This window comes from Sphingomonas radicis (assembly GCF_051400635.1).
GTDB lineage: Bacteria > Pseudomonadota > Alphaproteobacteria > Sphingomonadales > Sphingomonadaceae > Sphingomonas.
This window is the reverse complement of record NZ_JBLFFG010000001.1, coordinates 1,070,649-1,096,392: the sequence shown is the minus strand read 5'-3', so window position 1 is coordinate 1,096,392 and position 25,744 is coordinate 1,070,649. Positions and strand designations below refer to the sequence as shown.

At 67.7% G+C, this 25,744-nt stretch carries 24 protein-coding genes; 10 read left to right on the top strand and 14 right to left on the bottom strand.

Going from position 1 to position 25,744, the window contains the following annotated elements; all coding sequences use genetic code 11:
• Positions 1–138: 138 nt before the first annotated feature.
• From ACMGDH_RS05025 to ACMGDH_RS05010, 4 genes are all read right to left on the bottom strand, one after another.
• Positions 139–1,236 carry an ATP phosphoribosyltransferase regulatory subunit gene (locus ACMGDH_RS05025; protein ID WP_436826806.1) on the bottom strand — a complete coding sequence of 366 codons (1,098 nt, stop codon included), beginning with the start codon at positions 1,234–1,236 and terminating at the stop codon, positions 139–141.
• The gene (locus ACMGDH_RS05020; RefSeq protein ID WP_436826805.1) at positions 1,233–1,697 is read right to left on the bottom strand and encodes an endonuclease domain-containing protein; all 465 of its coding nucleotides are present in this window, start codon (positions 1,695–1,697) and stop codon (positions 1,233–1,235) included. Before ACMGDH_RS05020 ends, ACMGDH_RS05025 begins: the two co-directional genes overlap by 4 nt.
• 129 nt (positions 1,698–1,826) lie before the next feature.
• A complete protein-coding gene (gene serA / locus ACMGDH_RS05015) occupies positions 1,827–3,404 on the bottom strand; it encodes a phosphoglycerate dehydrogenase (protein WP_436826804.1) in 1,578 nt (525 codons plus the stop codon).
• A 145-nt stretch (positions 3,405–3,549) separates the two neighbouring features.
• The gene (locus ACMGDH_RS05010) at positions 3,550–4,707 is read right to left on the bottom strand and encodes a phosphoserine transaminase (RefSeq protein ID WP_436826803.1); all 1,158 of its coding nucleotides are present in this window, start codon (positions 4,705–4,707) and stop codon (positions 3,550–3,552) included.
• A gap of 143 nt (positions 4,708–4,850) precedes the next feature.
• Here ACMGDH_RS05010 and ACMGDH_RS05005 point away from each other — a divergent pair, with 143 nt between their 5' ends.
• Positions 4,851–5,528, top strand: a complete 678-nt coding sequence (locus tag ACMGDH_RS05005) for an extensin family protein (protein ID WP_436826802.1) — start codon at positions 4,851–4,853, stop codon at positions 5,526–5,528.
• Positions 5,529–5,690: 162 nt separating this feature from the next.
• On the top strand, positions 5,691–6,563 hold the full coding sequence (locus ACMGDH_RS05000) for an LOG family protein (RefSeq protein WP_436826801.1): 873 nt from the start codon (positions 5,691–5,693) through the stop codon (positions 6,561–6,563).
• A 43-nt stretch (positions 6,564–6,606) separates the two neighbouring features.
• On the opposite strand, the gene ACMGDH_RS04995 is transcribed toward ACMGDH_RS05000, so the two are convergent.
• A complete protein-coding gene (locus ACMGDH_RS04995) occupies positions 6,607–7,299 on the bottom strand; it encodes a c-type cytochrome (protein WP_436826800.1) in 693 nt (230 codons plus the stop codon).
• Positions 7,300–7,401: 102 nt separating this feature from the next.
• Between ACMGDH_RS04995 and ACMGDH_RS04990 the strand changes: the two genes are divergently transcribed.
• Together ACMGDH_RS04990 and ACMGDH_RS04985 are read left to right on the top strand one after the other, a co-directional pair.
• Positions 7,402–8,292: a prephenate dehydratase gene (locus ACMGDH_RS04990; RefSeq protein WP_436826799.1), complete on the top strand. Its 891-nt coding sequence runs from the start codon at positions 7,402–7,404 to the stop codon at positions 8,290–8,292.
• 180 nt (positions 8,293–8,472) lie between these two features.
• Positions 8,473–10,425, top strand: a complete 1,953-nt coding sequence (locus ACMGDH_RS04985; RefSeq protein ID WP_436826798.1) for an OPT family oligopeptide transporter — start codon at positions 8,473–8,475, stop codon at positions 10,423–10,425.
• 9 nt (positions 10,426–10,434) lie between these two features.
• Here ACMGDH_RS04985 and ACMGDH_RS04980 read toward each other — a convergent pair whose 3' ends face one another.
• From ACMGDH_RS04980 to queF, 3 genes are all read right to left on the bottom strand, one after another.
• Entirely contained in the window at positions 10,435–11,721 is a 1,287-nt protein-coding gene (locus ACMGDH_RS04980) for a glycoside hydrolase family 130 protein (protein WP_436826797.1), read from the bottom strand.
• Positions 11,722–11,759: 38 nt separating this feature from the next.
• Positions 11,760–14,033 carry a glycosyltransferase family 4 protein gene (locus ACMGDH_RS04975; RefSeq protein ID WP_436826796.1) on the bottom strand — a complete coding sequence of 758 codons (2,274 nt, stop codon included), beginning with the start codon at positions 14,031–14,033 and terminating at the stop codon, positions 11,760–11,762.
• 139 nt (positions 14,034–14,172) lie between these two features.
• A complete protein-coding gene (gene queF, locus ACMGDH_RS04970) occupies positions 14,173–14,619 on the bottom strand; it encodes a preQ(1) synthase (protein WP_436826795.1) in 447 nt (148 codons plus the stop codon).
• A 54-nt stretch (positions 14,620–14,673) separates the two neighbouring features.
• On the opposite strand from queF, the gene ACMGDH_RS04965 reads away from it, so the two are divergent.
• From ACMGDH_RS04965 to ACMGDH_RS04945, 5 genes are all read left to right on the top strand, one after another.
• Positions 14,674–15,507, top strand: a complete 834-nt coding sequence (locus ACMGDH_RS04965; protein WP_436826794.1) for a sulfurtransferase — start codon at positions 14,674–14,676, stop codon at positions 15,505–15,507.
• Positions 15,504–16,688 (top strand): cystathionine beta-lyase, encoded by a 1,185-nt coding sequence (gene metC, locus ACMGDH_RS04960; protein WP_436826793.1) that lies wholly within the window; start codon positions 15,504–15,506, stop codon positions 16,686–16,688. The genes ACMGDH_RS04965 and metC overlap by 4 nt, the downstream gene beginning before the upstream one ends.
• Positions 16,685–17,959: a mechanosensitive ion channel family protein gene (locus ACMGDH_RS04955; RefSeq protein WP_436826792.1), complete on the top strand. Its 1,275-nt coding sequence runs from the start codon at positions 16,685–16,687 to the stop codon at positions 17,957–17,959. The genes metC and ACMGDH_RS04955 overlap by 4 nt, the downstream gene beginning before the upstream one ends.
• Positions 17,960–18,061: 102 nt before the next feature.
• On the top strand, positions 18,062–19,267 hold the full coding sequence (locus ACMGDH_RS04950) for a toxic anion resistance protein (RefSeq protein ID WP_436826791.1): 1,206 nt from the start codon (positions 18,062–18,064) through the stop codon (positions 19,265–19,267).
• A gap of 6 nt (positions 19,268–19,273) precedes the next feature.
• Positions 19,274–19,987, top strand: a complete 714-nt coding sequence (locus ACMGDH_RS04945; RefSeq protein WP_436826790.1) for a hypothetical protein — start codon at positions 19,274–19,276, stop codon at positions 19,985–19,987.
• Between the two features lie 148 nt (positions 19,988–20,135).
• Here ACMGDH_RS04945 and ACMGDH_RS04940 read toward each other — a convergent pair whose 3' ends face one another.
• Both ACMGDH_RS04940 and ACMGDH_RS04935 read right to left on the bottom strand, forming a co-directional pair.
• Positions 20,136–20,906 carry an SDR family oxidoreductase gene (locus ACMGDH_RS04940; RefSeq protein ID WP_436826789.1) on the bottom strand — a complete coding sequence of 257 codons (771 nt, stop codon included), beginning with the start codon at positions 20,904–20,906 and terminating at the stop codon, positions 20,136–20,138.
• A 96-nt stretch (positions 20,907–21,002) separates the two neighbouring features.
• Complete coding sequence (locus ACMGDH_RS04935) at positions 21,003–21,461, bottom strand: Rrf2 family transcriptional regulator (protein WP_436826788.1); 459 nt, start codon at positions 21,459–21,461, stop codon at positions 21,003–21,005.
• Positions 21,462–21,548: 87 nt separating this feature from the next.
• On the opposite strand from ACMGDH_RS04935, the gene ACMGDH_RS04930 reads away from it, so the two are divergent.
• On the top strand, positions 21,549–22,328 hold the full coding sequence (locus tag ACMGDH_RS04930; RefSeq protein ID WP_436826787.1) for a class I SAM-dependent methyltransferase: 780 nt from the start codon (positions 21,549–21,551) through the stop codon (positions 22,326–22,328).
• On the opposite strand, the gene ACMGDH_RS04925 is transcribed toward ACMGDH_RS04930, so the two are convergent.
• From ACMGDH_RS04925 to ACMGDH_RS04910, 4 genes are read right to left on the bottom strand one after another with little or no spacing between them, the layout of a single operon-like run.
• Positions 22,325–23,107, bottom strand: coding sequence for a 3'(2'),5'-bisphosphate nucleotidase CysQ (locus ACMGDH_RS04925; RefSeq protein ID WP_436826786.1), 783 nt, complete (start codon positions 23,105–23,107; stop codon positions 22,325–22,327). The genes ACMGDH_RS04930 and ACMGDH_RS04925 overlap by 4 nt on opposite strands.
• Positions 23,100–24,446 (bottom strand): TldD/PmbA family protein, encoded by a 1,347-nt coding sequence (locus ACMGDH_RS04920; protein WP_436826785.1) that lies wholly within the window; start codon positions 24,444–24,446, stop codon positions 23,100–23,102. The genes ACMGDH_RS04925 and ACMGDH_RS04920 overlap by 8 nt, the downstream gene beginning before the upstream one ends.
• Positions 24,447–24,477: 31 nt before the next feature.
• Positions 24,478–25,392, bottom strand: coding sequence for a 4-hydroxybenzoate octaprenyltransferase (ubiA, locus tag ACMGDH_RS04915; RefSeq protein WP_436826784.1), 915 nt, complete (start codon positions 25,390–25,392; stop codon positions 24,478–24,480).
• Entirely contained in the window at positions 25,389–25,667 is a 279-nt protein-coding gene (locus ACMGDH_RS04910; protein ID WP_436826783.1) for a hypothetical protein, read from the bottom strand. Before ACMGDH_RS04910 ends, ubiA begins: the two co-directional genes overlap by 4 nt.
• Positions 25,668–25,744: the final 77 nt, after the last annotated feature.

Genomic DNA, 25,744 nt, shown 5'->3' with positions numbered 1-25,744 from the left:
GCCTGCGCTGTTGCCGGTGAATGCACGCGGAACCCGTTCGCGCTGAGCTTGTCGAAGGGCGACCATCACGAGCGGATCGCATGGGTAAAGCGCCCTTCGACAAGCTCAGGGCGAACGGGAATGTGTGGGGCGCGATCCCTAAAGCGGATGCGCTGCGCCATCGCGCAGCACATGGCTGCACAGCTGCGCCTCCGGCGTGTCGTCCGCCTCGAGCGCTGCGACCGTCACCCAGCCCGCGGCACGCAGCTCCGCCCCGACTTCGGCTGGCGTACCGAAGGGCAGAAAAAGCCGCCGCCGCTCGTTCACGCCCAGTCCGGCATCGAGGATCGGGTCGGCAAAGAGCGAGAAGCCCACTGCCGGCTCCTCGCGCCCGTCCGGGTGAATGACCGTATAGCTGCCCCCGCGCCCGATCTCCCCCCGCGCGCCGCGCGCGAAGATCGAGAAGCCGAACCAGGTCTGATATTCGAAATTGTGCCGCTCGGTGGGGTCGAGCGTCAGCGCCGCCTGTCCGCCGAGGCCCGCGGCGATCTCGGCAAGCCCGTCGAGCCGGCTGGCGAGCGCCTTGCCTGCGTCGATCGCGCGCAGCCGTGCCATCGCCGCATCGAATGGCCCAGCCGCCTCGATCAGCGACAGATAGCGCGCGTCGATCGCCGCCACGCCGCCGGCGTCCTTGGCATCGAGCCGTTCGCGCAGTGCCGCGAGCTGGGACGGATCGAGCGCGTCGCCGGCAAGCGTGTCGACCAGATCGGGAAGCGTGAAATCGAGCGAGAGCCCGGCGACACCCGCCGCGCCCAGCGCCTCGATCGCGACGCCCACCACTTCGCGCGCCGCCGCGACGCTGTCGAGCCCGATCAGCTCGCAGCCGATCTGGCGCATCGCCCGCTGGGGATTGAGCTCCGATGCGCTGAGCTTGAGCACCGGCCCGGCATAGGAAAGCCGCACCGGGCGCGGATGGTGCCCCATCCGCGTCACGGCGATGCGGCCGACCTGCGTTGTAATATCGGGCCGGATCGCGAGCGTGCGCTGCGACACCGGATCGACGAACCGCACTGCATCGCGCAGGCTCCCGGCCTTGAGCCGCGCCGCCAGCTCATCGACGAACTCGGCGAGGGGCGGATCGACCTGCTCATAGCCATAGAGCCGCGCGACGCCGAGCACGCGCGCCTCGAGCCGCGAAGCCGCATCGGCTGCGGGGGGAAGGCGGTCGTGGAACCCTTCGGGAAGGAGGCCGGTCATACTCCTGCCCCTCTTCCCGACCCTCTCCCCGGAGGGGAGAGGGAGCTTGCGTGCTGATCGCGTGAGGCCGAGCGATAGCCCTCTCCCCTCTGGGAAGAGGGTTGGGAGAGGGGCAGTTCGGCAAGGGCGATGCCAATAGCTTGCGCCACACCGTCCAGATTGCTCCCGACCTCATAATTGGTGAACCGGATCACGCGATATCCCTGTCTTTCCAGCCATGCGGTGCGGCGAGCGTCCTTCGCCTCGCACAAGGCATGCGTGTCACCGTCGATCTCGACAATCAGCTTGTGCGATCGGGCGACGAAATCTGCGATATACGGCTCGATCACAACCTGGCGAGCGAATTTGACGCGCTCGAACTGCTTGGCGCGGAGCAGTGCCCATATCTTCGCTTCAGTGGGAGTCGGGTTGCTTCGCATTTGCCTAGCGCGGCCGAGCAGCACCTTATCGATCTTCGGCATTGCCGGGCTACCCCTCTCCCAACCCTCTCCCCGGAGGGGAGAGGGCTATAGCCTAGCTGCGCTGTATCAACACACAAGCTCCCTCTCCCCTCCGGGGAGAGGGTTAGGGAGAGGGGTCCGGGCTGCCCGTTAAAATTGGAGCGCCATCGCGGTTTTCACGCCGGGAAGCGCGCGGACCTTGCTGAGCAGTTCCTCGCCCACCTTCTCGTCGACCGAGAGCAGCAGCACTGCCTCGCCGCCCGCCTGGCGGCGGCCGAGGTGGAAGGTGCCGATGTTGACGCCCGCCTCACCCAGCGTGGTGCCGAGCCGGCCGATGAAGCCGGGTGCGTCCTCGTTGACGATGTAGAGCATGTAGCCAGCAAGGTCGGCCTCGACCTTGATGCCGAACAGCTCGACCAACCGCGGCGCCTGGTTGCCGAACAAGGTGCCCGCTACCGAGCGGTCGCCCCCCTGGGTGCCCACGGTCACGCGCACCAGCGTGTGATAGTCGCCCTCGCGATCGTGGCGCACTTCGCGCACGTCGAGCCCGCGCTCCTTGGCGAGGTACGGCGCGTTGACCATGTTCACCGTGTCCGAGTGGACGCGCATTAGCCCCGCGAGCACTGCGCCGGTGATCGGCTTCTGGTTGAGCTCGGCTGCGGCGCCCTCGACTTCGATCGAGATCTGCGAAAGCTCGCCGTGCGCGAGCTGGCCGACGAGCGAGCCCAGCTTCTCGGCCAGCGCCATGTAGGGCTTCAATCGCGGCGCTTCCTCGGCCGAGAGGCTCGGCATGTTGAGCGCGTTGGTGACTCCGCCCGAGACCAGGAAATCGGCCATCTGCTCGGCGACCTGGATCGCGACATTGACCTGCGCTTCGGTGGTGGAGGCGCCGAGGTGGGGGGTGGAGATAAAGTTGGGGGTGCCGAACAGCGGGTGTTCCTTGGCAGGCTCGGCCTGAAAGACGTCGAGCGCAGCGCCGGCGATGTGGCCGCTTTCGAGCCCTTCCTTGAGCGCCGCTTCGTCGATCAGCCCGCCGCGCGCGCAGTTGATGATCCGCACGCCCTTCTTGGTCTTGGCGAGATTTTCGCGGCTGAGGATGTTGCGCGTCTGATCGGTGAGCGGCGTGTGGAGCGTGATGAAATCGGCGCGCAGCAGCAGATCGTCGAGGTTCATCTTCTCGACGCCCATCTCGATCGCACGCTCCGGCGTGAGGAAGGGATCATAGGCGATCACCTTCATCTTCAGCCCCAGCGCGCGATCGGCGACGATCGAGCCGATGTTGCCCGCACCGATCAGCCCCAGCGTCTTGCCGGTGACTTCGACGCCCATGAAGCGGTTCTTCTCCCACTTGCCGGCCTGTGTCGACTTGTCGGCCTCGGGCAGGTCGCGGGCGAGCGCGAACATCAGCGCGATCGCGTGCTCGGCGGTGGTGATCGAATTGCCGAACGGCGTGTTCATGACGACCACGCCTTTTGCCGAGGCAGCGGGAATGTCGACATTGTCGACGCCGATCCCGGCGCGGCCGACCACCTTGAGGTTGGTCGCGGCGTCGAGGATATCCTTGGTCACTCGAGTCGAGCTGCGGATCGCAAGGCCGTCGTACTCGCCGATGATCGCCTTGAGCTCTTCGGGGGTCTTGCCGGTGATCTCGTCGACCTCGACGCCGCGCTCGCGGAAGATCTGCGCGGCCTTTGGGTCCATTTTGTCGCTGATGAGTACCTTGGGCATTTGGATGCTCCTGCTTCGCTCCCTCTCCCCTCCGGGGAGAGGGCTGGGGAGAGGGGAAGTGTGTCTTGAAACTTTAGCGGCGGGAGACGAGGCCGAGTCCTGCCCCTCTCCCAACCCTCTCCCCGGAAGGGGAGAGGGCTTTAAGTCAGCCGGCCTTCGCCGTGGCGTAGGCCCAGTCGAGCCAGGGGCCGAGCGCTTCGATGTCGGCGGTGTCGACGGTGGCGCCGCACCAGATGCGCAGCCCCGGCGGGGCGTCGCGATAACCGGCGACGTCGAACGCGGCCTCTTCCTTTTCGAGGAGCGAAGCCATCTTCTTGATGAAGACTTCGTCGGCGCCCTCGACGGTGAGGCACACGCTGGTCTTCGAGCGGACGCCGCGCAGCTCGGCGAGGTGGCCCAGCCAGTCGCGCTCGGCGACGATCTTGTCGAGCGCCGCAGCATTGGCGTCCGAACGCGCGATCAGCCCTTCGAGCCCTCCGAGCCCCTTGGCCCATTCGAGCGCGAAGATCGCGTCCTCGACCGCGAGCATCGAGGGCGTGTTGATCGTCTCGCCCTTGAAGATGCCCTCCGCAAGCGCGCCCTTGGCCATCAGGCGGAACACCTTGGGGAGCGGCCAGGCCGGGGTATATTCCTGCAGCCGCTCGACCGCGCGCGGGCCGAGGATCAGCACGCCGTGGCCGCCCTCGCCGCCCAGCACCTTCTGCCAGGAGAAGGTGGCGACATCGATCTTGTCCCAGGGCAGGTCGTAGGCGAACACTGCGCTGGTCGCGTCGGCGAAGCTCAGGCCCTCGCGGTCGGCGGGGATCCAGTCGCCGTTGGGCACGCGCACGCCCGAGGTGGTGCCGTTCCAGGTGAACAGCACGTCATCGCTCCAGTCGACCTTGTCGAGATCGGGGAGCTGGCCGTAATCGGCGCGGTGGATCTTCGGTTCGAGCTTGAGCTGCTTGACCGCGTCGGTCACCCAGCCTTCGCCGAAGCTCTCCCAGGCGAGCGTGGTGACGCCGCGCGCGCCGAGCATCGTCCACATCGCCATTTCGAAGGCGCCGGTGTCCGATCCGGGCACGATGCCGATGCGGTGCGTGTCGGGCAGGCGGAGCATCTCGCGCATCAGATCGATGCAATATTGGAGGCGGGTCTTGCCCAGCTTCGAGCGGTGCGAGCGGCCGAGGACTTCGGTGGCGAGCTTCTCGGGCGACCAGCCCGGGGGCTTGGCGCAGGGACCGGAGGAGAAATGGGGGCGAGCCGGCCTGGTGGCGGGCTTGGCAGGCGCAACTGTGGCGTCGGTAACGGTAATATCAGTCATTTAAGACTCTCCTTGCAGAGAGCACGCGCGGCGTTGGGACCGCGTGGCCCGCCGACGGCCCTAGCGGCGGCCGGGGGAAAGTCAATCGCAGTCTGGGCACGGCAGCGGTTGTATTGTGCGGCGGGTTCTGATTCTCTGGGGGCATGACGCGCCGTGCCCTTTCCGCCCTGCTCATCCCGCTGCTGCTCGGCGGCTGCGTATTCGGCGGCGGCGACGACGATCGGCCCGCGCGCCCGAAGAGCGCCAAGGCCAAGTCGACGACGCCCCGCCCCACCTCGCGCGAAACCCAGCAATGCTTCACCGAGCTGTCCCGGCGAAACATCCGCTACAGCGCGCTGGAGGACAAGGATTTCGGGGGCGGCTGCGAGCTGGTGGGGACGGTGGAGCTGATCGACATCGGCGTGCCGGTGACCAATTTGAAGGGCATGCGCTGCGGGCTCGCCGATGCCTTCACCGGCTGGGTGCGCTTCGCGGTCGCGCCGGCGGCGCACCAGCTGCTGGGGAGCGAGTTGGTCAAGGTGGAGAGCATGGGCACCTATGCGTGTCGTGGGATCGTGGGGGGTGGGGCGCGGACCGCGGGGCGCCTCTCCGAACATTCGATCGCCAACGCCGTCGACATCTCCGCCTTCGTGCTCGCCGACGGGCGACGAATCTCGATCCTGCCCGATTGGCGCTCGCAGGATCCGGCGGTGCGCGAGTTCATGTCGGTGATCCGCCGCTCGGCCTGCCGCCGCTTCAAGACCGTGCTGACCCCCGACTACAACGCCGCGCACCACGACCACCTGCACTTCGACATGGGCGGGCGCCCATTCTGCACCTGAGCGCGTTTTCTTGGCGGCACCGGCCCGCTCCCCCACCCGGCCACCTATAGAATACTGCCGTTGGGTGGCCGGGTGGGGGAGCGGGCCGGTGCCGCAATGCGCCGCAAGGCGCAGCTCAGAGCGCATTTGCAGCCGCGCCGCCATGCGCCTAAGCGGGACAAAATGAACGACACACGAGTTCCCAGCCGCGTCTTCCGCCCCGCCCAGCAGGAAGCGGAGAGCGCCAACACCGCCAGCGGCACGCCGCAGACCGAGCACCCCGCCTATCGGCTCGCCTTCCAGGACATGGACTTCCTGCTGCGCGAGGACCTGCGCCCGGTGCGCTTCCAGCTCGAGCTATTGAAGCCGCAGCTGATCCTCGACGCGGCGAACATCGCCTCGACGCTGGTGGTCTACGGCTCGGCGCGAATCCCCGAGCCCGCCAAGGCGCAGGCGCTGCTCGACCTGGCGGATACGCCTGAGCAGCAGCGCATCGCCGAGCGGCTGATCGCCAAGTCCAGATATTACGACGTCGCCCGCGAGCTGGGGCGCCTGGCGAGCAACTTCCCGCTCGATTCGGCGGGCAAGCGGCACTTCGTCGTCTGCTCGGGCGGCGGCCCCTCGATCATGGAAGCCGCCAACCGCGGCGCGCGCGACGTGGACGCGGAGACGATCGGGCTCAACATCGTCCTGCCGCACGAGCAGGCGCCCAACCCCTATGTCACGCCCTCGCTCTCGATGCAGTTCCACTATTTCGCGCTCAGGAAGATGCACTTCCTGCTCCACGCGCGCGCAGTGGCGGTGTTCCCCGGCGGGTTCGGCACCTTCGACGAGAGCTTCGAGCTGCTGACGCTGATCCAGACCGGCAAGATCGATCCGATCCCGGTGCTGTTCTACGGCAAGGAATTCTGGAGCCGCGTCGTCAACTTCGAGGCGCTGTGCGAGGAAGGGGTGATTTCCCCCCGCGACCTCAACCTGTTCCGCTTCGTCGAGACCGCCGAAGAAGGCTGGGAGATCGTCCAGGATTTCTGGAAGAAGCGCGAAAGCGAGGGCTGATCTTCCAGTAACTCCCCTCCCTGAAGGGAGGGGAAGATCAGCCTCAGTCGTTGCTCTTGGGGAGCGAGCCCTTTTCCTCGGCCTGCTGCGCGGCTTCGGGATCGGCGCTCGGCGCGCTCGGGGAAACGCCTGCCTGATCGGAGACATTCGCGGTGGCCGGGCCCTCGGCGACGTTCGCCTGCGCCTCGGTATCGGGCGCGGCGGCTTCGGCCGGGGCGGCGGGAAGCGGCAGGTTCGAGCCCTGGCTGTTGAGATAGGCGATCAGGTTCGCGCGGTCCTGCGGGTTGGCGATGCCCGCGAAGGTCATCTTGGTGCCCGGGGCATATTTGCGCGGCGAGGTCAGCCACGCGTCGAGCGCGTCGAAGGTCCAATTGCCCGGCACGCCCTTGAGCGCATCCGAATAGGCGAAGCCCGGGACATGGCCGTGCGGCTTGCCGACCGAGGCATAGAGGTTCGGGCCGATGCCCGAAGCGCCGCCCTGGTTGATCGTGTGGCAGGCGGTGCACTGCTTGAACATCTGCTCGCCCTTGGCCGGATCGGCCTGGGCGAGACGCACCGCGATCGGCTCGGCTGCGGCCGCGCCGCCTTCGCCGGCCTCCTCGACGCCCTCGATCGCATAGCCCATCTTCTCGGGGCGTTCGGAATGGAAGATCATGCCGCTCACGATCGAAAGGCCGAGCGCCGCAATGCCGCCCGCCAGCGCCCAACCTGCAACCGTATTGAACCGATCGTCCATCACATGCCCCTAAAGGTAAATCGCTCGCCCTTTAGGACGCGGTTTTCGCGACCGCAAGCGTGGCTTGCCCGTTCGCGCCGGGGCGGCTAGCGCGCGGCATAGATGGAGAATTTCGCCGCCCCCGCGCGTCCGATCGTGGCGCAGATGATCGCCGACGCCGCTGCCGATCCCGCGCGCGCGGTCGCCTTTCAGGGTGCGCCCGGCGCCAATTCGCACATCGCGGTGCGCGAGGCGCTGCCGCAGGGCCTGCCGCTGCCATGCTTCTCGTTCGAGGATGCGATCGACGCGGTGAAGGAAGGCCGCGCCGATCGCGCGATGATTCCGATCGAGAACTCGCTTCACGGCCGGGTGGCGGACATCCACTTCCTGCTCCCCGAATCGGGGCTGACGATCGTCGGCGAGCATTTCCTGCCGATCCGCTACGGGCTGATGGGCAAGGGTCCGCTCGCGGGCGTGCGCCAGGCGATGAGCCATCCGCAGGCGTTGGGTCAGTGCCGCCAGTGGCTCAAGGCGAACGGCATCGCGCCGCTCGCCTATCCCGACACTGCCGGCGCGGCCGCAGTGGTCGCGGAGATGGGCGACCCGGCCGTGGCAGCGCTCGCCCCTCCCGGGGCTGCCGCGCTCTATGGGCTCGACCTGCTCGAAAGCGACCTCGCCGACGCCGCGCACAACATGACGCGTTTCGTGATCCTGGCGCGCGAGCCCGAACCGCTGCCCGACCAGGGGCCGTTCATGACCACCTTCGTCTTCGAAGTGAAGAACGTCCCCGCCGCGCTCTACAAGGCGCTCGGCGGCTTCGCGACCAACGGCGTCAACATGACCAAGCTGGAAAGCTATCAGCGCGGCGGCAGCTTCGCCGCGACCGAATTCTATGCCGACATCGTCGGCGGCCCCGGCGAGCCGACGATCGACCGCGCGCTGGAGGAGCTCAAGTTCCACACCAAGTCGATGCGCGTGCTGGGCACCTACCCGCAGGCGCGCGAGCGGCCATAACCCTACTCTCTCCCGCAAAATCGCTTCCAATACAGGATTTCCGGTGCCACCATCGCCCGATGCACGTCTCGGGGGCATTCGAAGGCATGGATTGGGCAGCGCCGTGCGCGCCCGCGCCTAAGTGAACGAATGACTCGCGACTCCCTTCACTTTGCGTTCTGACGCCGGAGATTCCTGCCGATGGCAACCGCCGTTCCTGCCCGTGCCCCGCTCGAACTCACGCTACGCGGCGTGCTGCTCGGCGGCGCGATCACGCTGCTGTTCACGGCGGCGAACGTCTATCTCGGCCTCAAGATCGGCCTGACCTTCGCGACTTCGATTCCCGCGGCAGTGATCTCGATGGCGATCCTGCGATTCTTCCCAAGCTCGACGATCCTCGAGAACAACATCGTCCAGACAGTGGCGAGCGCCGCAGGAACGCTCGCGGCGATCATCTTCGTGCTGCCGGGGCTGGTGATGATCGGCTGGTGGAGCGGCTTCCCCTATCTGGAGACGGCCGCGATCACGATGCTCGGCGGCATCCTCGGCGTGATGTTCTCGGTGCCGCTACGGCGCGCGCTGATCGTCGATTCGCCCGAACTCCCCTATCCGGAGGGCCGCGCCGCCGCCGAAGTGCTCAAGGTGGGTGCCGAGAGCCGCGAGGGCGGCGAAGAGAGCGCCCGCGGGCTCAAGGTGATCGTGGTCAACGCGCTTGCCGCCGCCGGCTTCGCGCTGCTCACGCGCATGCGGATATTCACCGAGGAAGCCGCGACGTTCTTCAAGCTCGGCAGCGGGGCAACCGGCCTGATCGGCGGGCTCCAGTTCGCGCTGATCGGCGCGGGGCACCTCGTCGGGCTCACCGTGGGCATGGCGATCTTCGTCGGTGTCGCGATCGGCTGGTGGATCGCGCTGCCCATCCTGAGCGCAGGCGTGCCCGGCGCGGCAGAGGAAGTGGCGGGCGCAGTGTTCCGCAGCGACGTGCGGTTCCTGGGTGCCGGCACGATCGGCGTCGCGGCGATCTGGACGCTGCTCAAGATCATCGGGCCGGTGATCGGCGGCATCCGCTCGTCGCTCGCAGCCTCGCGCGCTGCACGCGGCGGCCAGGCAATCGCCGTGGGCGAGCGCGACTTGCCGATCGGCGTGATCGGCGGCGTCTGCCTGGTGACGCTGATCCCGATCGGCTGGCTGCTCTGGACCGTCCTCGCCGGCGGCCCGCTCGCAGGATCGGCCGGGCTGCTGATCTCGGGATCGCTCGTCTTCATCCTGGTGATCGGCCTCGTGATCGCATCGGTGTGCGGCTACATGGCCGGGCTGATCGGCGCGTCGAACAGCCCGGTCTCGGGCATCGGCATCCTCTCGATCGTCGCGGCGTCGCTGATGCTGGTCGGCCTGTTCGGGCGCGATCTCGATCCAGGCACCACCGAGGCGCTGGTCGCCTATGCATTGATCGTCACCGGCATCGTGTTCGGCGTGGCGACGATCTCGAACGACAACCTCCAGGATCTCAAGACCGGCCAGCTCGTCGGCGCGACGCCGTGGAAGCAGCAGCTCGCGCTCGTCTTCGGCGTGATCTTCGGCAGCCTGGTGATCCCGCCGGTGCTGAGCGTGCTCAACGCTTCGTTCGGATTCGCAGGCGTGCCCGGCGCCAGTGCCGACGCGCTCCCGGCGCCCCAGGCCGCGCTGATCTCCAGCCTTGCCAAGGGCGTGCTCGGCGGCGATCTGCGCTGGGATCTGATCGGCGTCGGCGCGCTGATCGGCGCGGGCGTGATCCTGGTCGACGAGCTGCTGGCCCGCACCTCCACCCGGCTGCGCCTGCCCCCGCTCGCAGTGGGCCTGGGCATCTATCTGCCGATGGGCGTGACCCTCACCGTGGTGATCGGCGCCGTGATCGGCTGGTTCTATGAGCGCGCCGCCGACAAGGCGCGCGATCCCGAGTTCGTCAAGCGCATGGGCGTGCTGATGGCCACCGGCATGATCGTCGGCGACAGCCTGTTCGGCGTGCTCTACGCAGGCATCGTCTACGAAACCGGCAGCGACGCACCGCTCGCGGTGATGGGCCCCGAGTTCGGCCGGATCGCGCTGGTGGGCGGCACCGTCGCCTTCCTCGCACTGACCGCGCTGCTCTATCGCTACACCAAGCGCATGGCGCGCTAGCGAGCCGTCTCAGTCCATCTGGTCGAGCAGCGCCTTCACCGGGGTGAAGGCGAAGGCGACCGAGCTGTCGGCCACGCCGTAGGGGATGAATAGCGTGTCGCCGTGCTTGATTGCGCCGCAGGTGTAAACGACGTTGGGAACATAGCCTTCGCGGTCCTGGTCGGCGGCGGCGAGCAGCGGCTCCTTCGAGCGCGCGAGCACCTTCGACGGGTCCTTCTTGTCGAGCAGCGCCGCGCCGATCGAATATTTGCGCATCGCCCCCACGCCGTGCGTGAGCACCAGCCAGCCCTCGTCGACTTCGATCGGCGGGCCGCAATTGCCCATCTGGACGAGCTCCCAGGGATATTGCGGCGTGATCAGCAGCTCGCCGCCTTCCCAGCGCGTGATGTCGTCGGAGGTGTGGAGGAAGATGTTCTCGCCGTCCTGCCGGCCGAGCATCATGTAGCGCCCCTCCACCTTGCGGGGGAACAGCGCCATGCCCTTGTTGCGCGAGGCGCCGCCGCTCATCGGCACCAGGTCGAAGCTGCGCCAGTCGCGGGTGCGCAGCAGCTCGGACTGGATCACCGATCCGTTGTAGGCGGTATAGGTGCCGATCCACTCGACGCTGCCGTCGTCGTGGGTGAAATGGCAGATGCGCAGATCCTCGAGCCCGTTGGACTGGGCCTTGGTGATCGGGAAGATCACCGTGCCCGACAGCGTCGAATCACGATGGCGATAGACCGTCACCGGCCCCTCGGGCACATGCGCCTCGTCCTCCTCGCGGGCGTCCGCCGCCGTGGCGAAGGGCGGCTCGGGCGCGAGCGAAAGCTCGTTCTGGTCGGTGATGATCCCCTCGCGGAACGACACCGACGAGATATGGCCTTCGCCCACCGCCCTGAGCGACATGAGGATGCGCAGGCTGCCCGGCGGCATGCCGGTCTGGTCGAAGTGCGGCACTGCGCTGGGGTTCATCAGCGCGGCCGCGGCATAGCTGTATTCGTGACAGAAATAGGCGCCGATCAGCTGGCGCTTCTCGTCGCCGATCAGGCTGCCGTCGAGCCCGAGCTGCGCCTCGATCTCGTCGTAGCGGGTCATGAACACGCGGCGCGTCTGCCAGTGGCGCGCCTCGAAATCCTTGAGCACGATCTCAAGCTGCGCCGCGGCCTCGCCCGGCGTCATCTTGAGCACTTCGCTCACCAGCCGCTCGGTGCGGCTCGGCCCCGATCCGTTGGAGACCCAGCCGATGTGAAAGGGACGGACCACCACGCGCGACGGGTCTGCGCGCAACCGAAGCGGGTGGTTGAACAAATTCAGCATGCGCCCCCTCGGACTCCCTTTCGCCGTCGCGAAGGGCCTTACGCGACGGCAGTACGGGGGCGTGTTTCCACGTTTTCCGCGCGCTTTGAAAGAGCGGAAATCGCACAATTGGCAAGTTGCAGCGCAAGGATCGACTCGGCGCCCTGGTTGCGGTTGAGCCCGGTGGGCATCAGCCCGTCGAAGCAGCCGCCGTCCTGCGCGGTCGCGAGCGGCAGCTCGAGATCGTTCGCGCCGAGGTACCAGCGATAGGCGCGCATCGCCTCCTCGCGCCAATGCGCGTCGCGCGTGGCCTCCCAGGCGGCAACGCAGGCATCGATCGTCGCCTGCGCTTCGAGCGGCTGCTGGTCGAACGGCAACGGCTCGGCATAGGCGCGGCCGAAGCTCTCCGTGCCCACGGCGCGGAAACGGCCCTCGGGCGAAGTCTGGCGCGCCGCGATCCACTCGAGCGTCTCGAGCCCGACGCTGACGAAATCCTGGCGGCCGAGCACCTTGCCGGCACGCAGCAGCGCCTCGGGCAGGCGGGCGTTGTCATAGGCGAGCACGATTTCGAACCATTGCCATTCGGGCCGCCGCGCGCCGTCCAGCAGCGTGATCAGCTCGTCACCGTAGCGCGTCAGGATCGTGCGCGAGAGTGCATGGCCCGGATGCGCCTCTATCATCGCGGCCGCACCCAGCATGGCGAAGGCATGCGCGCGCGGCGCTTCGAGTTCGAGCGCGATCGACGCGGTGTTGTCGAACAGCACCGAAGCCCAGTCGCGGTGCTTCTGCGCCCGCGCGTCGCGCGCAGTGACGCCCAGCGACCAGAGCGCACGGCCGTTCGAATCCTCCGAGCCGACGTCCTCGCACCAGCTCCGATCGAAGTTCATGAAGTTGCGGAAGCGCCGGGCATCCGGGTTCCACGCATGCTGGACGAAGCCGCCGTAGATGCTCGTCCATTTGTCGCGCACGCCCTCGTCGATTCCCTCGATCTTGCTCATCAGGATGAGCGCGCGGGCATTGTCATCGATGCAATAGCCGTGGCGGCGATCGGGCACCGAATAGATCGAATGCTGGAGCATGCCGGTCGAATCGCTCATCCGCTCGACGGCGGCGAGGTCGGGCGCAAGCGCGGCGAGTTCGGCGGGCGGCTTGCCGAGCTGGCGCGGCTTCTCGGCGATGATCGTGTTGATTTCGGCCATGGCGCTCTCCGCGAGCCGCGGCCAGATCATCGTCCGGCCCCGCGCATAGGCACGCTGCGCGAGTGCCTGCCGCGCCTCGGCATCGCCCAGCAGCCGCGCGATCTCGCGCGCGAAACCGGCGCTGTCGCCGAAATCGACGAGTACGCCATGATCGTCGGCCAGGATCTCGGTGGCATGGACATAGGGAGTCGAGATCACCGGCTTGCCCACGCCCACGGCATAGGAAAGCGTGCCCGAAGTGATCTGCGCGGGATTGGTATAGGGCGTGACGTAAAGGTCTGCCGCCTGAAGATAGTCGATCAGTTCGTCATATTCGACGAAGGCATCGATGAACTGGACGTGCGCCGCGACGCCCTTTTCCTCCGCCAGCGCCTTGAGCCGATCGCGATAGGCCTCGCCTTCGTGCGCGACGAGATTGGGATGCGTCGCACCCAGCACCACATAGAGCGCACGCGGATTCTCGGCGACGATGCCCGGCAATGCCGCGATCAGCGTCTCGATACCCTTGTTGGGCGCGAGCAGCCCGAAGGTGAGGATCACCTCGCGCCCTTCCCAACCGAACACGGGCTTGAGCGAATCGGGGTCCACGAACATCCGATCGGGCACCCCGTGCGGAATCGTCACGATCTTGCGCTCGTCGGCGCCATGGACGCGCTTCAATATGTCGCGGCCCTTGTCGGCCATCACGATCACCCGCGACGAGCGGCGGAGCAGCGCCTCCATCACCCGGCGCTCGTCGGCGCTCGGCTTTTCGAGCACGGTGTGGAGCGTGGTGATGATGGGGATCGACAGTCGGTCGGTCAGCGCCAGCAGGCATTCGCCCGCGGGACCGCCATAGATGCCATATTCGTGCTGGATCCAGAGCGCCTGCGCGCCGCTCGCCTCGATCGCCCGAGCGGCTTTCAGATAGTCACCGCGGTCGTCCTGCGCGATGGCCCGGGTGACCGCTTCGGGATAATCATAGCGGCCGGGATGGTCGTCCATCGCATAAACGTCGACCTTGAGCTCCGGATAGCGCTGTTTGAGTGCCTCGAAAGTGTCGGTGGTGTAGGTCGCCATGCCGCATTTGCGCGGCAAGAAGTTGCCGATGAGGGCGAGATGGCTGATTCCCGGAGCCGGCGTCGACGACGTCATCCCTGTTCCTTCGCTCATGCAATAAATCGGGCAGAATGAACCCGTTACACCCCTCCCAACTCACTCGAAGGAATATGGTTGCACAAATGTTGCAACGCAACATGATTCGTTGCGGCGAATCGTGCCGTAAATCTGGGGTTCAGCCTCGGCCGCGGTAGCCGGGCACGTCCTGCGGCGGAATCCATACGCCTGCGGGCAGCTCGCCCGACTGCCAGAAGACGTCGATCGGAATACCGCCGCGCGGATACCAATAGCCGCCGATCCGCAGCCATTCGGGCTGCATCTCGGCGAACAACCGCTCGCCGATGCCCACGGTGCAATCCTCGTGGAAAGCGCCATGGTTGCGGAAGCTGGCGAGGAACAGCTTGAGCGCCTTGGATTCGACGATCGTCGCGCGCGGGACATAGTCGATCACCAGATGCGCGAAATCGGGCTGGCCGGTGATCGGGCACAGCGACGTGAATTCGGGCGCGGCGAAGCGCACCAGATAACGGCTGCCGGGCCGCGGATTGGGGACATAGTCGAGCTCGGCCTCTTCGGGCGAGGCGGGAAGCGCAGAGGTCTGGCCTAGGTGCTTAGGAGTCATGGCGCGCCATGTAGGCGTTTGCGGAGCGCTTTGCATCCTTCTAGGACCAGTCGCATGGACGGACTCGTAACAACCGAATGGCTGGCGGATAATCTCGGGGCGGACGCCCTCGTGATCCTTGACGCTACCTACACATCGACGCTGCCGGGATCGACCAAGCAGGACCCGCGCGCCGAATATTCCGCAGGGCATATCCCCGGCGCGCTGCTGCTCGATCTCGACACGCTCGTGGACGCCAGCGATCCGCTTCCCTCGATGCTCCCGCCGCGCGACCTGTTCGAGGCGCGCATGGCCGAGCTGGGCATCACGCCCGAAAGCCGGATCGTGCTGTACGACAACAGCCCGCATCACACCGCCTGCCGCGCCTGGTGGGTGCTCGGCCGCTTCGGGCTGGAGGCGGCGCTGCTCGACGGCGGCATCGCCAAGTGGAAAGCGGAGGGCCGCGCGCTCGAAACCGGCGCCCCCTCGCCTGCGCGCAGCAGCTTCGAGGCCGGCATGCCGCGAACGCAGGTCCGCAGCCTCGCCGAAATGCAGGCGACCGACGAGCAGATCGTCGATGCCCGCTCGGCGGCACGCTTCACCGGCGAGGAGTCCGATCCGCGCAAGGAATGCGCCCCCGGTCATATCCCGGGGTCGAGGAACATCCCCCAGGGCCGCTTTTTCGAGACGGATGGCACATGGAAGTCGCCCGAAGCGATCCGCGCCACCTTCGAAGCCGCGGGAGTCGATCTCGACAGGCCACTGGCCGCCACGTGCGGATCGGGGATCACCGCCTGCGTGATTGCCTTTGCCGGGCATCTGATCGGGCGCGATGTGCCGGTCTATGACGGGAGCTGGTCCGAATGGGGCGCCGATCCCGCCACCCCCAAGGCACTGGGCCCGGCATGAGCGACAAGAAGGACGCGACACGGATCGTCTCGGCCGGACGCCGGCCCGAATGGACCCAGGGGATCGTCAACCCGCCGGTCTGGCGCGCATCGACCATCCTTTACGATTCGGTTGCCGAACTGCGCGGGCGTGGTGCCGCGGACACCCACCACAAGCTCTTCTACGGCCGCCGCGGCACCCCGACCCAATGGTCGCTGGCGGATGCGCTGACCGAGCTCGAGCCGGGCGCCGAGGCGACCCTGCTCTATCCCTCGGGTGTCGCGGCGATCGCTTCGGCGCTGCTCGCAGTGCTCGAGCCCGGCGACGAACTGCTGCTCGCGGACAGCGTCTACGATCCGACGCGCAACTTCGCGAACGGCCTGCTCGCGCGCTTCGGCGTGAAGACGACCTATTATGACCCGCTGATCGGCGCGGGCATCGCCGCGCTGTGCACCGAACGCACCCGGGCGATCTTCATGGAGAGCCCTGGCAGCCTCACTTTCGAGGTGCAGGACGTGCCGGCGATCGTCGCAGTCGCCAAGGCGCGCGGGATCACCACGCTGATCGACAACACCTGGGCCACACCGCTGCTGCTGCCGGTGATCGGCATGGGCGTCGATTACTCGATCCTCGCGTGCACTAAATATGTCGTCGGCCATTCGGACGTGATGCTGGGTTCGGTCACCGCCGCGCCGGGCCAGTATCAGCGGCTGCGCGCGGCGACCTACCAGCTTGGCCAGACCGCGAGTCCCGATGACGCATGGCTCGGCGCGCGCGGCCTCCGGACGATGGCAGTGCGGCTCGACCAGCACGGCCGATCGGCGCTGCGGATCGCCGAATGGCTCCAGACCCGACCCGAGGTGGCACGGGTTCTCCATCCGGCACTCCCCGGTTGCCCGGGCCACGACATCTTCCTGCGCGACTTCAAGGGCGCGGCGGGGCTCTTCTCGTTCGTGCTCGACGGCGGCTCGGAGGTGGCGCGCGCCGCGCTGATCGATGGACTCGAGCATTTCGGCATCGGCTATAGCTGGGGCGGCTACGAGAGCCTGGCGATCCCGGTCGACCCGCAGCACCACCGCAGCGTCACCCGCTGGGAGGCCGAGGGTCCACTGGTGCGGCTCCAGATCGGGCTCGAGGATCCCGCCGACCTGATCGCCGATCTCGAAGCCGGGCTCGCGCGGTTTGCGAGCATGCGCGGATGATGACGCGGCTCGGCGCCTGGCTGGCAGGGCACAACCTGCCGGGCACTGCCGAGCTCAGCGAGGCCGCCTTCGCCGCGGGATTTGCTGCCGCCGCCTTCGTGCTGGCCTGGGTCGCAGGGCGGCAGCTCGGCACTCGGCTGGCCGATTTCCTCGCCGAACGGTTCGACGGCCATGCTGAGGGCCTGCGGTTCCGCCTCTGCGCGATCGTGCGCTGGGGCACGGCAAGCGTGCTGCTCGCCATCCTGGCATCGAGCTGGGCGTGGCTGCCGCTCCCCCGGCTGGTCGTGGGCGTCGCCGAGGGCTTCGCCGTCGCGATGCTCGCTTCCTCGGTGCTGCGCGGGCTCAACATGCCGCGCTGGGCGGCGTGGACGCTCGGCGCGCTCGCCTTCGTCGCGATCCTGAGCCACGCGATCGGCGGTTTCGCCGCGGTCGAGGCGACGCTCGATCGCGTGGGCATCCAGATCGGCAAGCGCCGCCTATCGCTGCTCTCCGCATCCACCATAGCGATCACGATCCTGCTGCTCTTCGCAGGCGTGCGGCTGGTGAACCGCGTCATCACCCATTCGATCGCCCAAGCCCGCGGCTTCGACGCCACGCAGAAGCTTCTGTTCCAGAAGGTCGCGGCGATCGTGGTGGTGGTGCTCGCCTTCTTCGTCGGTGTCGACATGCTCGAGATCGACCTCACAGCCTTCGCCGTCTTCTCGGGCGCATTCGGCCTGGCAGTGGGCTTCGGCCTCCAGAAGACGATCGGCAACCTGATCGCGGGCATCATCCTGCTGATGGACCGCTCGATCAAGCCGGGCGACGTGATCGTCGTGGGCGACAGCTTCGGCTGGGTGAACAAGATCGGCGTGCGCGCGGTCTCGGTGGTGACGCGCGACGGCAAGGAGCATCTGATCCCCAACGAAAACCTGATGACGCAGGAGGTCGAGAACTGGTCCTATACCGATCGCAACGTACGGATCCGCATCCCGGTATCGGTGTCCTATGAGTCCGATCTGGACCTCGCGCAGGGGCTGATGCTGCGCGCAGCGACCGAAAGCTCGCGCGTGCTCGACCATCCCAGGCCCAATGTCTGGTTCACCGGCTTCGGCGAGAACGGATTGCAGCACGACATATTGGTGTGGATCAGCGACCCCGAGAGCGGCGTCGGCAATGTCCGCAGCGACGTGCTCAATCGGCTGTGGCGGCTGTTCCAGGAACATGGCATCGAAGTGCCCTATCCCCAGCGCGACATCCGCGTGCGGCGGTGGAGCCCACGCGCCAAATGATCGTCCCTGCTTGCGCCGCGACGCACGTGTATTATCTTTATCACACACTTGGATAGCTGCGCCGTTGCCCTTATTGGTGGCGGAGCAACTTTGGAGGGATGGATGGCGACCGAGACTGCAGTGGCCGAACAGGATCTGGTGCTCACACCTCCCGAGCCGGTGAAGCCGGTCGCGCCGGAGAAGGCTGCCGGGCTGGTGCCCGTCGACGAAGGCAAGAAGAGCGAGCTCGAGAAGCGGGTCCAGAGCTTCATCGACGATCTCGTTGCCCAGGACGTCAACTCGCCCGAATTCGGCAAGCGCGTCGATGCGATCGCCGGGATGGGGCAGAAGGAAATCCGCGACGCCGCCGGCCAGTCGAACCGCTTCCTCGATCGCCCGGTCAAGGCAATGGACTCCGACACCGGAGTCGGCGCCGACCTGCTGGCGCTGCGCCGCAAGGTCGAGGAGCTCGATCCGTCGAAGAACGCCAAGCTGGTCGGCGGCCGCGGCGGCTTCCTCGATCGGCTGTTCGGATCGGGCGGGCTCAAGAAATATTTCCAGAAATACCAGTCGTCGCAGAGCCACATCAACGCGATCCTGAAGGCGCTCAGCCGCGGCAAGGACGAGCTGCTGATGGACAATGCGGCGATCGACACCGAGCGCGCCAATCTGTGGAACGCGATGGGGCGCCTGGAGCAGATGATCTATCTCTCCAAGGCGATGGACGAAAAGCTCGAGGACAAGGCCAACGAGCTCGATCATGGCGACCCCGCCAAGGCCAAGGCGATCCGCGAGACCGCGCTCTTCTACGTCCGCCAGCGCACGCAGGATCTGCTGACCCAGATGGCGGTGACGGTGCAGGGCTATCTCGCGCTCGATCTGGTCAAGAAGAACAACGTCGAGCTGGTGAAGGGCGTCGACCGCGCGTCGACCACCACCGTCTCCGCTCTGCGCACCGCGGTCACCGTCGCCCAGGCGCTCACCAACCAGAAGCTGGTGCTCGATCAGATCACGGCGCTCAACGCCACCACTGCCGGGCTGATCGATTCGACGGGCCAGCTGCTCAAAAGCCAGTCGGCCGCGATCCACGAGCAGGCGGCGGCATCGACGATTCCGGTCGAGACGCTCCAGCGCGCCTTCCAGAACATCTACGACACCATGGACGCGATCGACACCTTCAAGCTCAAGGCGCTCGATTCGATGAAGGCGACAGTCAACACGCTTTCGACCGAGGTCGAGAAATCGAAGGGCTATATCGCCCGTGCCGAGGGCGCGGCGCAGAACCAGCTCGGCGGCCCGTCCGACGCATTCAAGCTGGAGGCGATGTAAGTCCCCATGCCCACCGACGTCGATCGCCAGCTAGCCTCGGCCGACGCGCTGCTCGAACGGACGCGCGAGCGCTATGGCTCGGTCTCGAAACGCACGCGTCAGCGTCGCGAGGCGGAAATCGTGCGCCGGGTCGCGCGCATCGCAGTCGCCGACGGGCTGATCATCGCTGCGGCGCTGGTGATCGGCTTCATCATGCCGCTGGGCATGTTCGGCGCGCTGGCAGTGATGGGGCTGCTCATTCTGGCAACCCTGTTCTTCGCGATCTTCCCGCTCTCGGCGCCGCCGCGCGTCGAGCAGCTCGCGCAGGTGCCGTTGAAGGCGCTGCCGCTCACCACCGAGCGCTGGCTCGAAGCACAGCGCCCGGCGCTTCCCTCGCCGGTGCGCGGGCTGGTCGACTCGATCGGCGTCAAGCTCGAGCTGCTCGCCCCCCAGCTCGCGCAGCTCGACGAGAATTCGCCCGCCGCGGGCGAGGTGCGCACGCTGGTGGGCGAGCAGCTTCCCGAGCTGATCAAGGGCTATTCGCGCGTTCCGGAGCCGCTCCGGCGCGTCGAGCGGCACGGGCTCACCCCCGATCAGCAGCTCGCCCAGGGCCTTCAGGTGATCGACGACGAGATCGCCCAGATGTCCGCCCAGCTCGCCCAGGGCGACCTCGATCTGCTCGCGACGCGCGGCCGCTACCTCCAGATCAAGTATCGCGACGAGGACCAGCTGGGCGGTTAGGGTCTATCTCGCTGAGATAAAGACGCCCGTTCGCCCTGAGCTTGTCGAAGGGCGGCCATCCGCGAGCGAACGGCGTTGGGAAGCGCCCTTCGACAAGCTCAGGGCGAACGGTGATGGTTCGACTTGACGAGGGCAGGCTCCAGCCCCCTCAGGTCTTGGTAATCGACGCACCGCCGTCGACCGCCATTGCCGAGCCGGTCACGAAGCTCGCGTCGTCGGAGAGCAGGAACGCCGCTGCGCGCGCGATTTCCTCGGGCTCGGCGATGCGGCGCAACGCGTGGAGGCGCTGGATGAATTCGAGCACTTCCGGGCCCGCTCCGGGACTCCGCGCGGTGTTCGCCGGCGTGTCGGTGCCGCCTGCGACCAGCGCGTTGACCCGGATGCCAGCCTCGCCATGCTCCACCGCAAGTGCCTGCACCAGGCCAAGCAGCGCTGCCTTGGTCGCCGCATAACCCGCCATTCCGGGCATTCCGGCGCCGACCCCGACGAAGCTCGACGTGAACAGCAGCGCTCCGCCACCCCGCCTGCGCAGCGCCGGAAGCTGGTACTTCGCGCCCAGGAAGGCCGCGGTGAGATTGGTATCGACCAGCGCGTGCCACGCCTCCAGCGACAGCTCCTCGATCGGTCCCATCTCGCCCACCACGCCGGCATTGTTGAACGCCATGTCGAGCCCGCCGAAACGCTCCTCGGCGCGCTGCACCAGCAGCTCGGCGACCTGCTCCTCGCGGATGTCGCCCGGCACCGGCTCCGCGTTCCCGCCCGCGGCTGCGATTTCGGCGCAGAGCGCGTCCAGCGCGGCGGCGTTGCGCCCCGATGCGATCACATTGGCGCCCTCGGAGGCGAGCAGTCGCGCCGTAGCCTTGCCTATTCCCGAGCTCGCGCCCGTTACGATGACGACCTTGTCTGAAAATCTGGGCATCGAACCATCCTTGCCTGTCCGCGCGGAACTGCGCGGAGGACCGGATGGCATCGGAGCGCAGGCGAGGCTTCCCGGTGCTTGCCGCCGAACAATGGGCTAGCCCGCTTTGGGAGCCGCCTCACAGCCCGCTCGCGCCGGGTAGCGTGCTTCGAACCCGCGTGCGAGCTCGGCGAGGCTCACTGCGCCCAGCCGCGCGATCAGCAGCGCCTCGGCTTCGCGCAGCGCGTCTTCGACTGCTTCGTTGACCACGCGCTCGACCAGACAATCGGGATTTTCGTGCTCGTTGCCGATCGCGAAGAGACGCGGTCCGCCGACGGCGTGGTGAACGTCGAGCAGCGACACGCGCGCAAGATCGCATGCGAGCACCCAGCCGCCGCCGTGCCCCTTCTCCGAGCGGACATAGCCTGCGTCGCGCAGCCCCGCCATCGTGCGGCGAACGACGACCGGATTGGTCCGCAGCATCGCCGCGATCGTCTCCGACGTCATCGGCCCGTCGTGCCGCGCCATGTGCAGCAGCACGTGCAGCATCCGGGAAAGGCGGCTATCGTTGCGCATCGCTCCATCCTCCGCACGCCGGCCGCGATTGGCAAGCATGCGCGTTCATGATACTTATGATGTTACATGATTCGCGAGGATATGAGAATGCGAGAATTCGAGAACCCCGATCACTGGAATACGGCCGCCGACCATTATGAGCGGACCGCACACCCCTTCACCGCACGCTTCGCCGAAGACGCGCTCGCGCTGGTGGAACTGACGCCCGCCAGCCGTGTGCTCGACGTGGCGGCCGGCACCGGAGCGCTCGCGCTGGCGGCGGCACGCACCGGGGCGCAGGTGCTCGCGACCGACTTCTCGCCCGGCATGGTGGCGCGCATCGCCGCTCGGGGGCTGCCCAATGTGGAAGCGCGCGTGATGGACGGTCAGGCGCTCGATCTGCCGGATGCCTCGTTCGACGCCGTCTTCTCGATCTTCGGGGTGATCATGTTCCCGGACTGGCGCAAGGGTCTTGCCGAGATGGCGCGGGTGACCCGCCCGGGCGGGACCGGCGTGGTCGCGACCTGGCAGAGCCGGGGCGCCGCCACCTTCCTGCTGCTGGGTCAGGTCCGGCAGAAGCTGTTTCCCGAACGCGCCGGAATGACGATGCCCGAGGCTGTGCAGGCGCTGAGCGACCCGGCGGACTTCGCGCGCGAACTAGTCGCGGCGGGCTATCGCGACCCGCGGATCGAAAGCGTGACGCACGACTATGCGCTCGAAGTCTCCGCGCTCGACGAACCCGACACGCTGTTCGGAATGTCGCCCGACTGGACCAGTCTGAGCGACGTCGAAAAGGACGCGGTGATCGAAGAGGTTCGCCGGATGGCCGGTAGCCGCGACGTCCTGCCGATCCCCTCGACTGCGCTGATCGCCGTCGCCCACCGCTAGCGCCGCGCGCCTACCGTCGCTTCGGCGCGTTCGGCGAGCCGCTCGACTGCCGCGGCGTGGATGCCGGGGACAGTCGCCAGCACGCCGAACGCCTCGGCAGTGGGGGTGTTGAAGCCGAGCGGGCGGCCGAAGGCATCGGAGACGGTCGCCCCCGCTTCGCGCGCGAGCAGCACCGCGGCAGCGATGTCCCACTCATTGCCCCAGCGGATCGTCGCCAGCAGGTCCGCCTCGCCCGCCGCGACCATCGCGATGCGGAGCGCGATCGAATTGGGCTTGGCGACCATCGCCAGGTCGCGGTCGACCTTCGGCAGCTGGTCGGCGGGAACGCGCGCGCCCGCCAGCCGGTCGCGGCTCGCCACATGGATGCGCTTGCCGTTGCGGAAGGCGCCGCCGCCCGCCGCCGCGGTCCAGACTTCGTTCCGCGCAGGCGCGTCGAGCACGCCGATCACCGGCTGGCCGCGCTGCACCAGCGCGACCGAAATTGCCCAGCCGTTGCGCCCACGCAGATAATCGCGCGTGCCGTCGATCGGATCGACCACCCAGATGCGCTCGGCGCCCAGCCGTGCGGCATCGTCGATCGTCTCCTCGGAAAGCCAGCCGGCGTCCGGCAGCAGCTCGCCGAGGCGATAGCGAAGCATCCCGTCGAGCTCGAGATCGACTGCGCAGACCGGATTGCCGGGGGACTTCTCCCAGCGCCGGAAATCGGTCTTCCACAGCTTCATCGCGAGCTTGCCCGCGTCGGAAGCGATTTTCGCGACTTCTGCAGCCAGCTCACGCACCGGCGATCGTCATCCCGTCGATGCGCAGCGTCGGCGCGTTGATCCCATAGCGGAACTCAAGATCGTTCGCGGGGGTGAGCGCGCGGAACATGTCCTTGAGGTTGCCCGCGATCGTGATCTCCGAAACCGGCCGGGTCACTTCACCCTTCTCGATCAGGAAGCCCGCCGCGCCGCGGCTATAGTCCCCGGTCACGCCGTTGACGCCCTGGCCGATCAGCTCGGTGACGAGCACGCCATGCTCGATCTCGCCGACCAGCGTCTCGGGCGGGATGCTTCCTGCCTGCATGTAGAGGTTGCTCGGCGATGCGCCCGGCGCCCCGGCCACGCCGCGCGCGGCATGGCCGGTGGGCTCCAGCCCGAGCTGGCGCGCCGATGCGCTGTCGAGCAGCCAGGTCTCCAGCACGCCCGCGTCGATCAGCTTGAGCGGCAGCACCGGCAAGCCTTCGCCGTCGAACGGCCGCGAACGCAGCCCGCGCGGGCGGTGCGGATCGTCGCAGATCGTCACACCCTTGGCGAACACCTGCTCGCCCATCGAATCGAGCAGGAAGCTTGTCTTGCGCGTGATCGCGGCGCCGTTGATCGCGCCGATGAAATGGCCGAGCAGGCTCGATGCGACGCGGCGATCGAACACCACCGGCATCGCGCCGCTGGCGATCTTCTGCGGGTGGAGCCGCGCCACGGCACGCTCTCCCGCCAGGCGGCCCACGCTCTCCGGCGATTCGAGCATCGCGGCGTAACGTGCACTGTGATGTGCATGGTCCCGCTCCATCGCCCCCCCGCTACCCGCGAGCACGCTCGCGGAGATGCCGTGGCTGGTCTGGGCATAGGCATTGGTGAAGCCGTGGCTGGTCGCGAGCGCCATTATCGAGCGGCTGGCGCCGGCGCTGCCCCCCTCACTGTTGGTCACCCCCGGCACCGCACGCGCAGCTTCCTCAGCGGCGAGCGCGCGCGCCTTGAGTGCCTGGGGCTCGACTTCGGCGCCGTCGTCGAGATCGAGCAGCGGCGGGCGGCCGTGCAGCAGCCGGGCTTCGGGTGCCAGTCCCGCCCATTTGTCCTCGGGTGCCTCGCGCGCCATCGCGAGCGCACGCTCGACCAGGATATCGAGCGCGCCTGAGCCGAGATCCGAAGTCGAGACGCTCGCCGAACGCGCGCCGACGAACACGCGCAGCCCCAGCTCCTCGCTCTCGGAGCGTTCGACATCCTCCAGCGCACCCATACGCACCGAAACGGAGAGAGAGCGATCTGCAGCGAATACGGCGTCTGCGGCATCGGCGCCTGCGGCACGCGCGCGCCGGACAATGTCGTGGGCGCGCTCGCAGGCTTGGGCTTCGGTCAGCATCTGCCGGACTTAGGTATGCATGTACTCAAGGTCAAAGCGTCTGACCCACAACGAAGCATGCCGCGAACATCAGCAGGCCTGCGTTACGGTTCGATCGGAAGCGCTGCAGCGCATTCGCCCCGTCCGCAGGCGCGAGCGTGGCCACCTGCCATCCAAGGTGCAACGCCATCGGCAGCAGCGCGGCAAGCGCCAGCACATCGGGCCGGAGCTGCCAGAAGGCCATGCCCCAGAGCAGCAGCGCAAGCGCATAGAAGCCCGCGACGCCGCCGCGCACGTGCCTCCCCAGCCGCCGCGCCGAGGAGCGTACCCCCACCAGCGCATCGTCCTCGACATCCTGGAGCGCATAGATCGTGTCGTAGCCTATCACCCAGCAGATGCAGCCGGCATAGAGCAGCAGCCCCGGCAGCCAGGGCATGTCCGGCGCCTCCGCCCAGCCAACCAGCGCAGCCCAGGAGAAGACCAGCCCCAGCCATGCCTGCGGCCACCAGGTGATCCGCTTCATGAAAGGGTAGCCCGCGACCAGCGCGAGGCTCGCGAGCGCCACGATCGCGCCGGTGGCGTGGAGCTGCACCAGCACGATGAGCCCCACCAGGCACAGCGCCAGCAGCCACGCCCAGGCGGCCTTCAGCGACACTGCCCCGCTCGCCACGGGGCGTGCGCGCGTGCGCGCCACCTGCCGGTCCAGATCGCGATCGACGATGTCGTTGTAGACGCATCCAGCGCCGCGCATCGCGATGCTGCCGAGCAGGAACCAGAGGATCAGGTCCCAGCGCGCGATCGCGTTGCCCGAAAGCGCGATCGCCCAGGCCCCCGGCCAGAACAGCAGCCACCAGCCGATCGGCCGATCGAAACGCGCGAGCAGCGCATAGGGCCGCGCCGGCGCGGGGAGCAGCCCCACCAGCCCGCGGTGCTCGGTATCGGGCACGATCTCGGTTGCCCCGGTCATTCGTCTGCGTCCCCTATCCTGCCGGCCGCCTTGTCGGCCTCCCAGGCATAGTCGCGTGCGGCCTGCTGCAGATCGGGATCCTTGAAGGCGACATCCGGATCGGGCGCGGCGCCGAGCGCGTGGAGCATTGCCCAGAGCGCGAAGCGCCGCCCCGGCTCCTGCTCGATAGCAAAGTCGGTTCCCAGCCGTTCGATCCCGCGCTCGAACGCCGCCGGGTCGAGTTCGTCGAGGTCGGCAGCGCCGAAATAATGGGCGAGCAGTGCATCGAAATCCATGACGCCAGCACTGGCCCCGTCCGCCGCCGCTTGCAAGCGCCCGCTCCTGTTGATGCGCCGCGGCAGATCGGCCACAG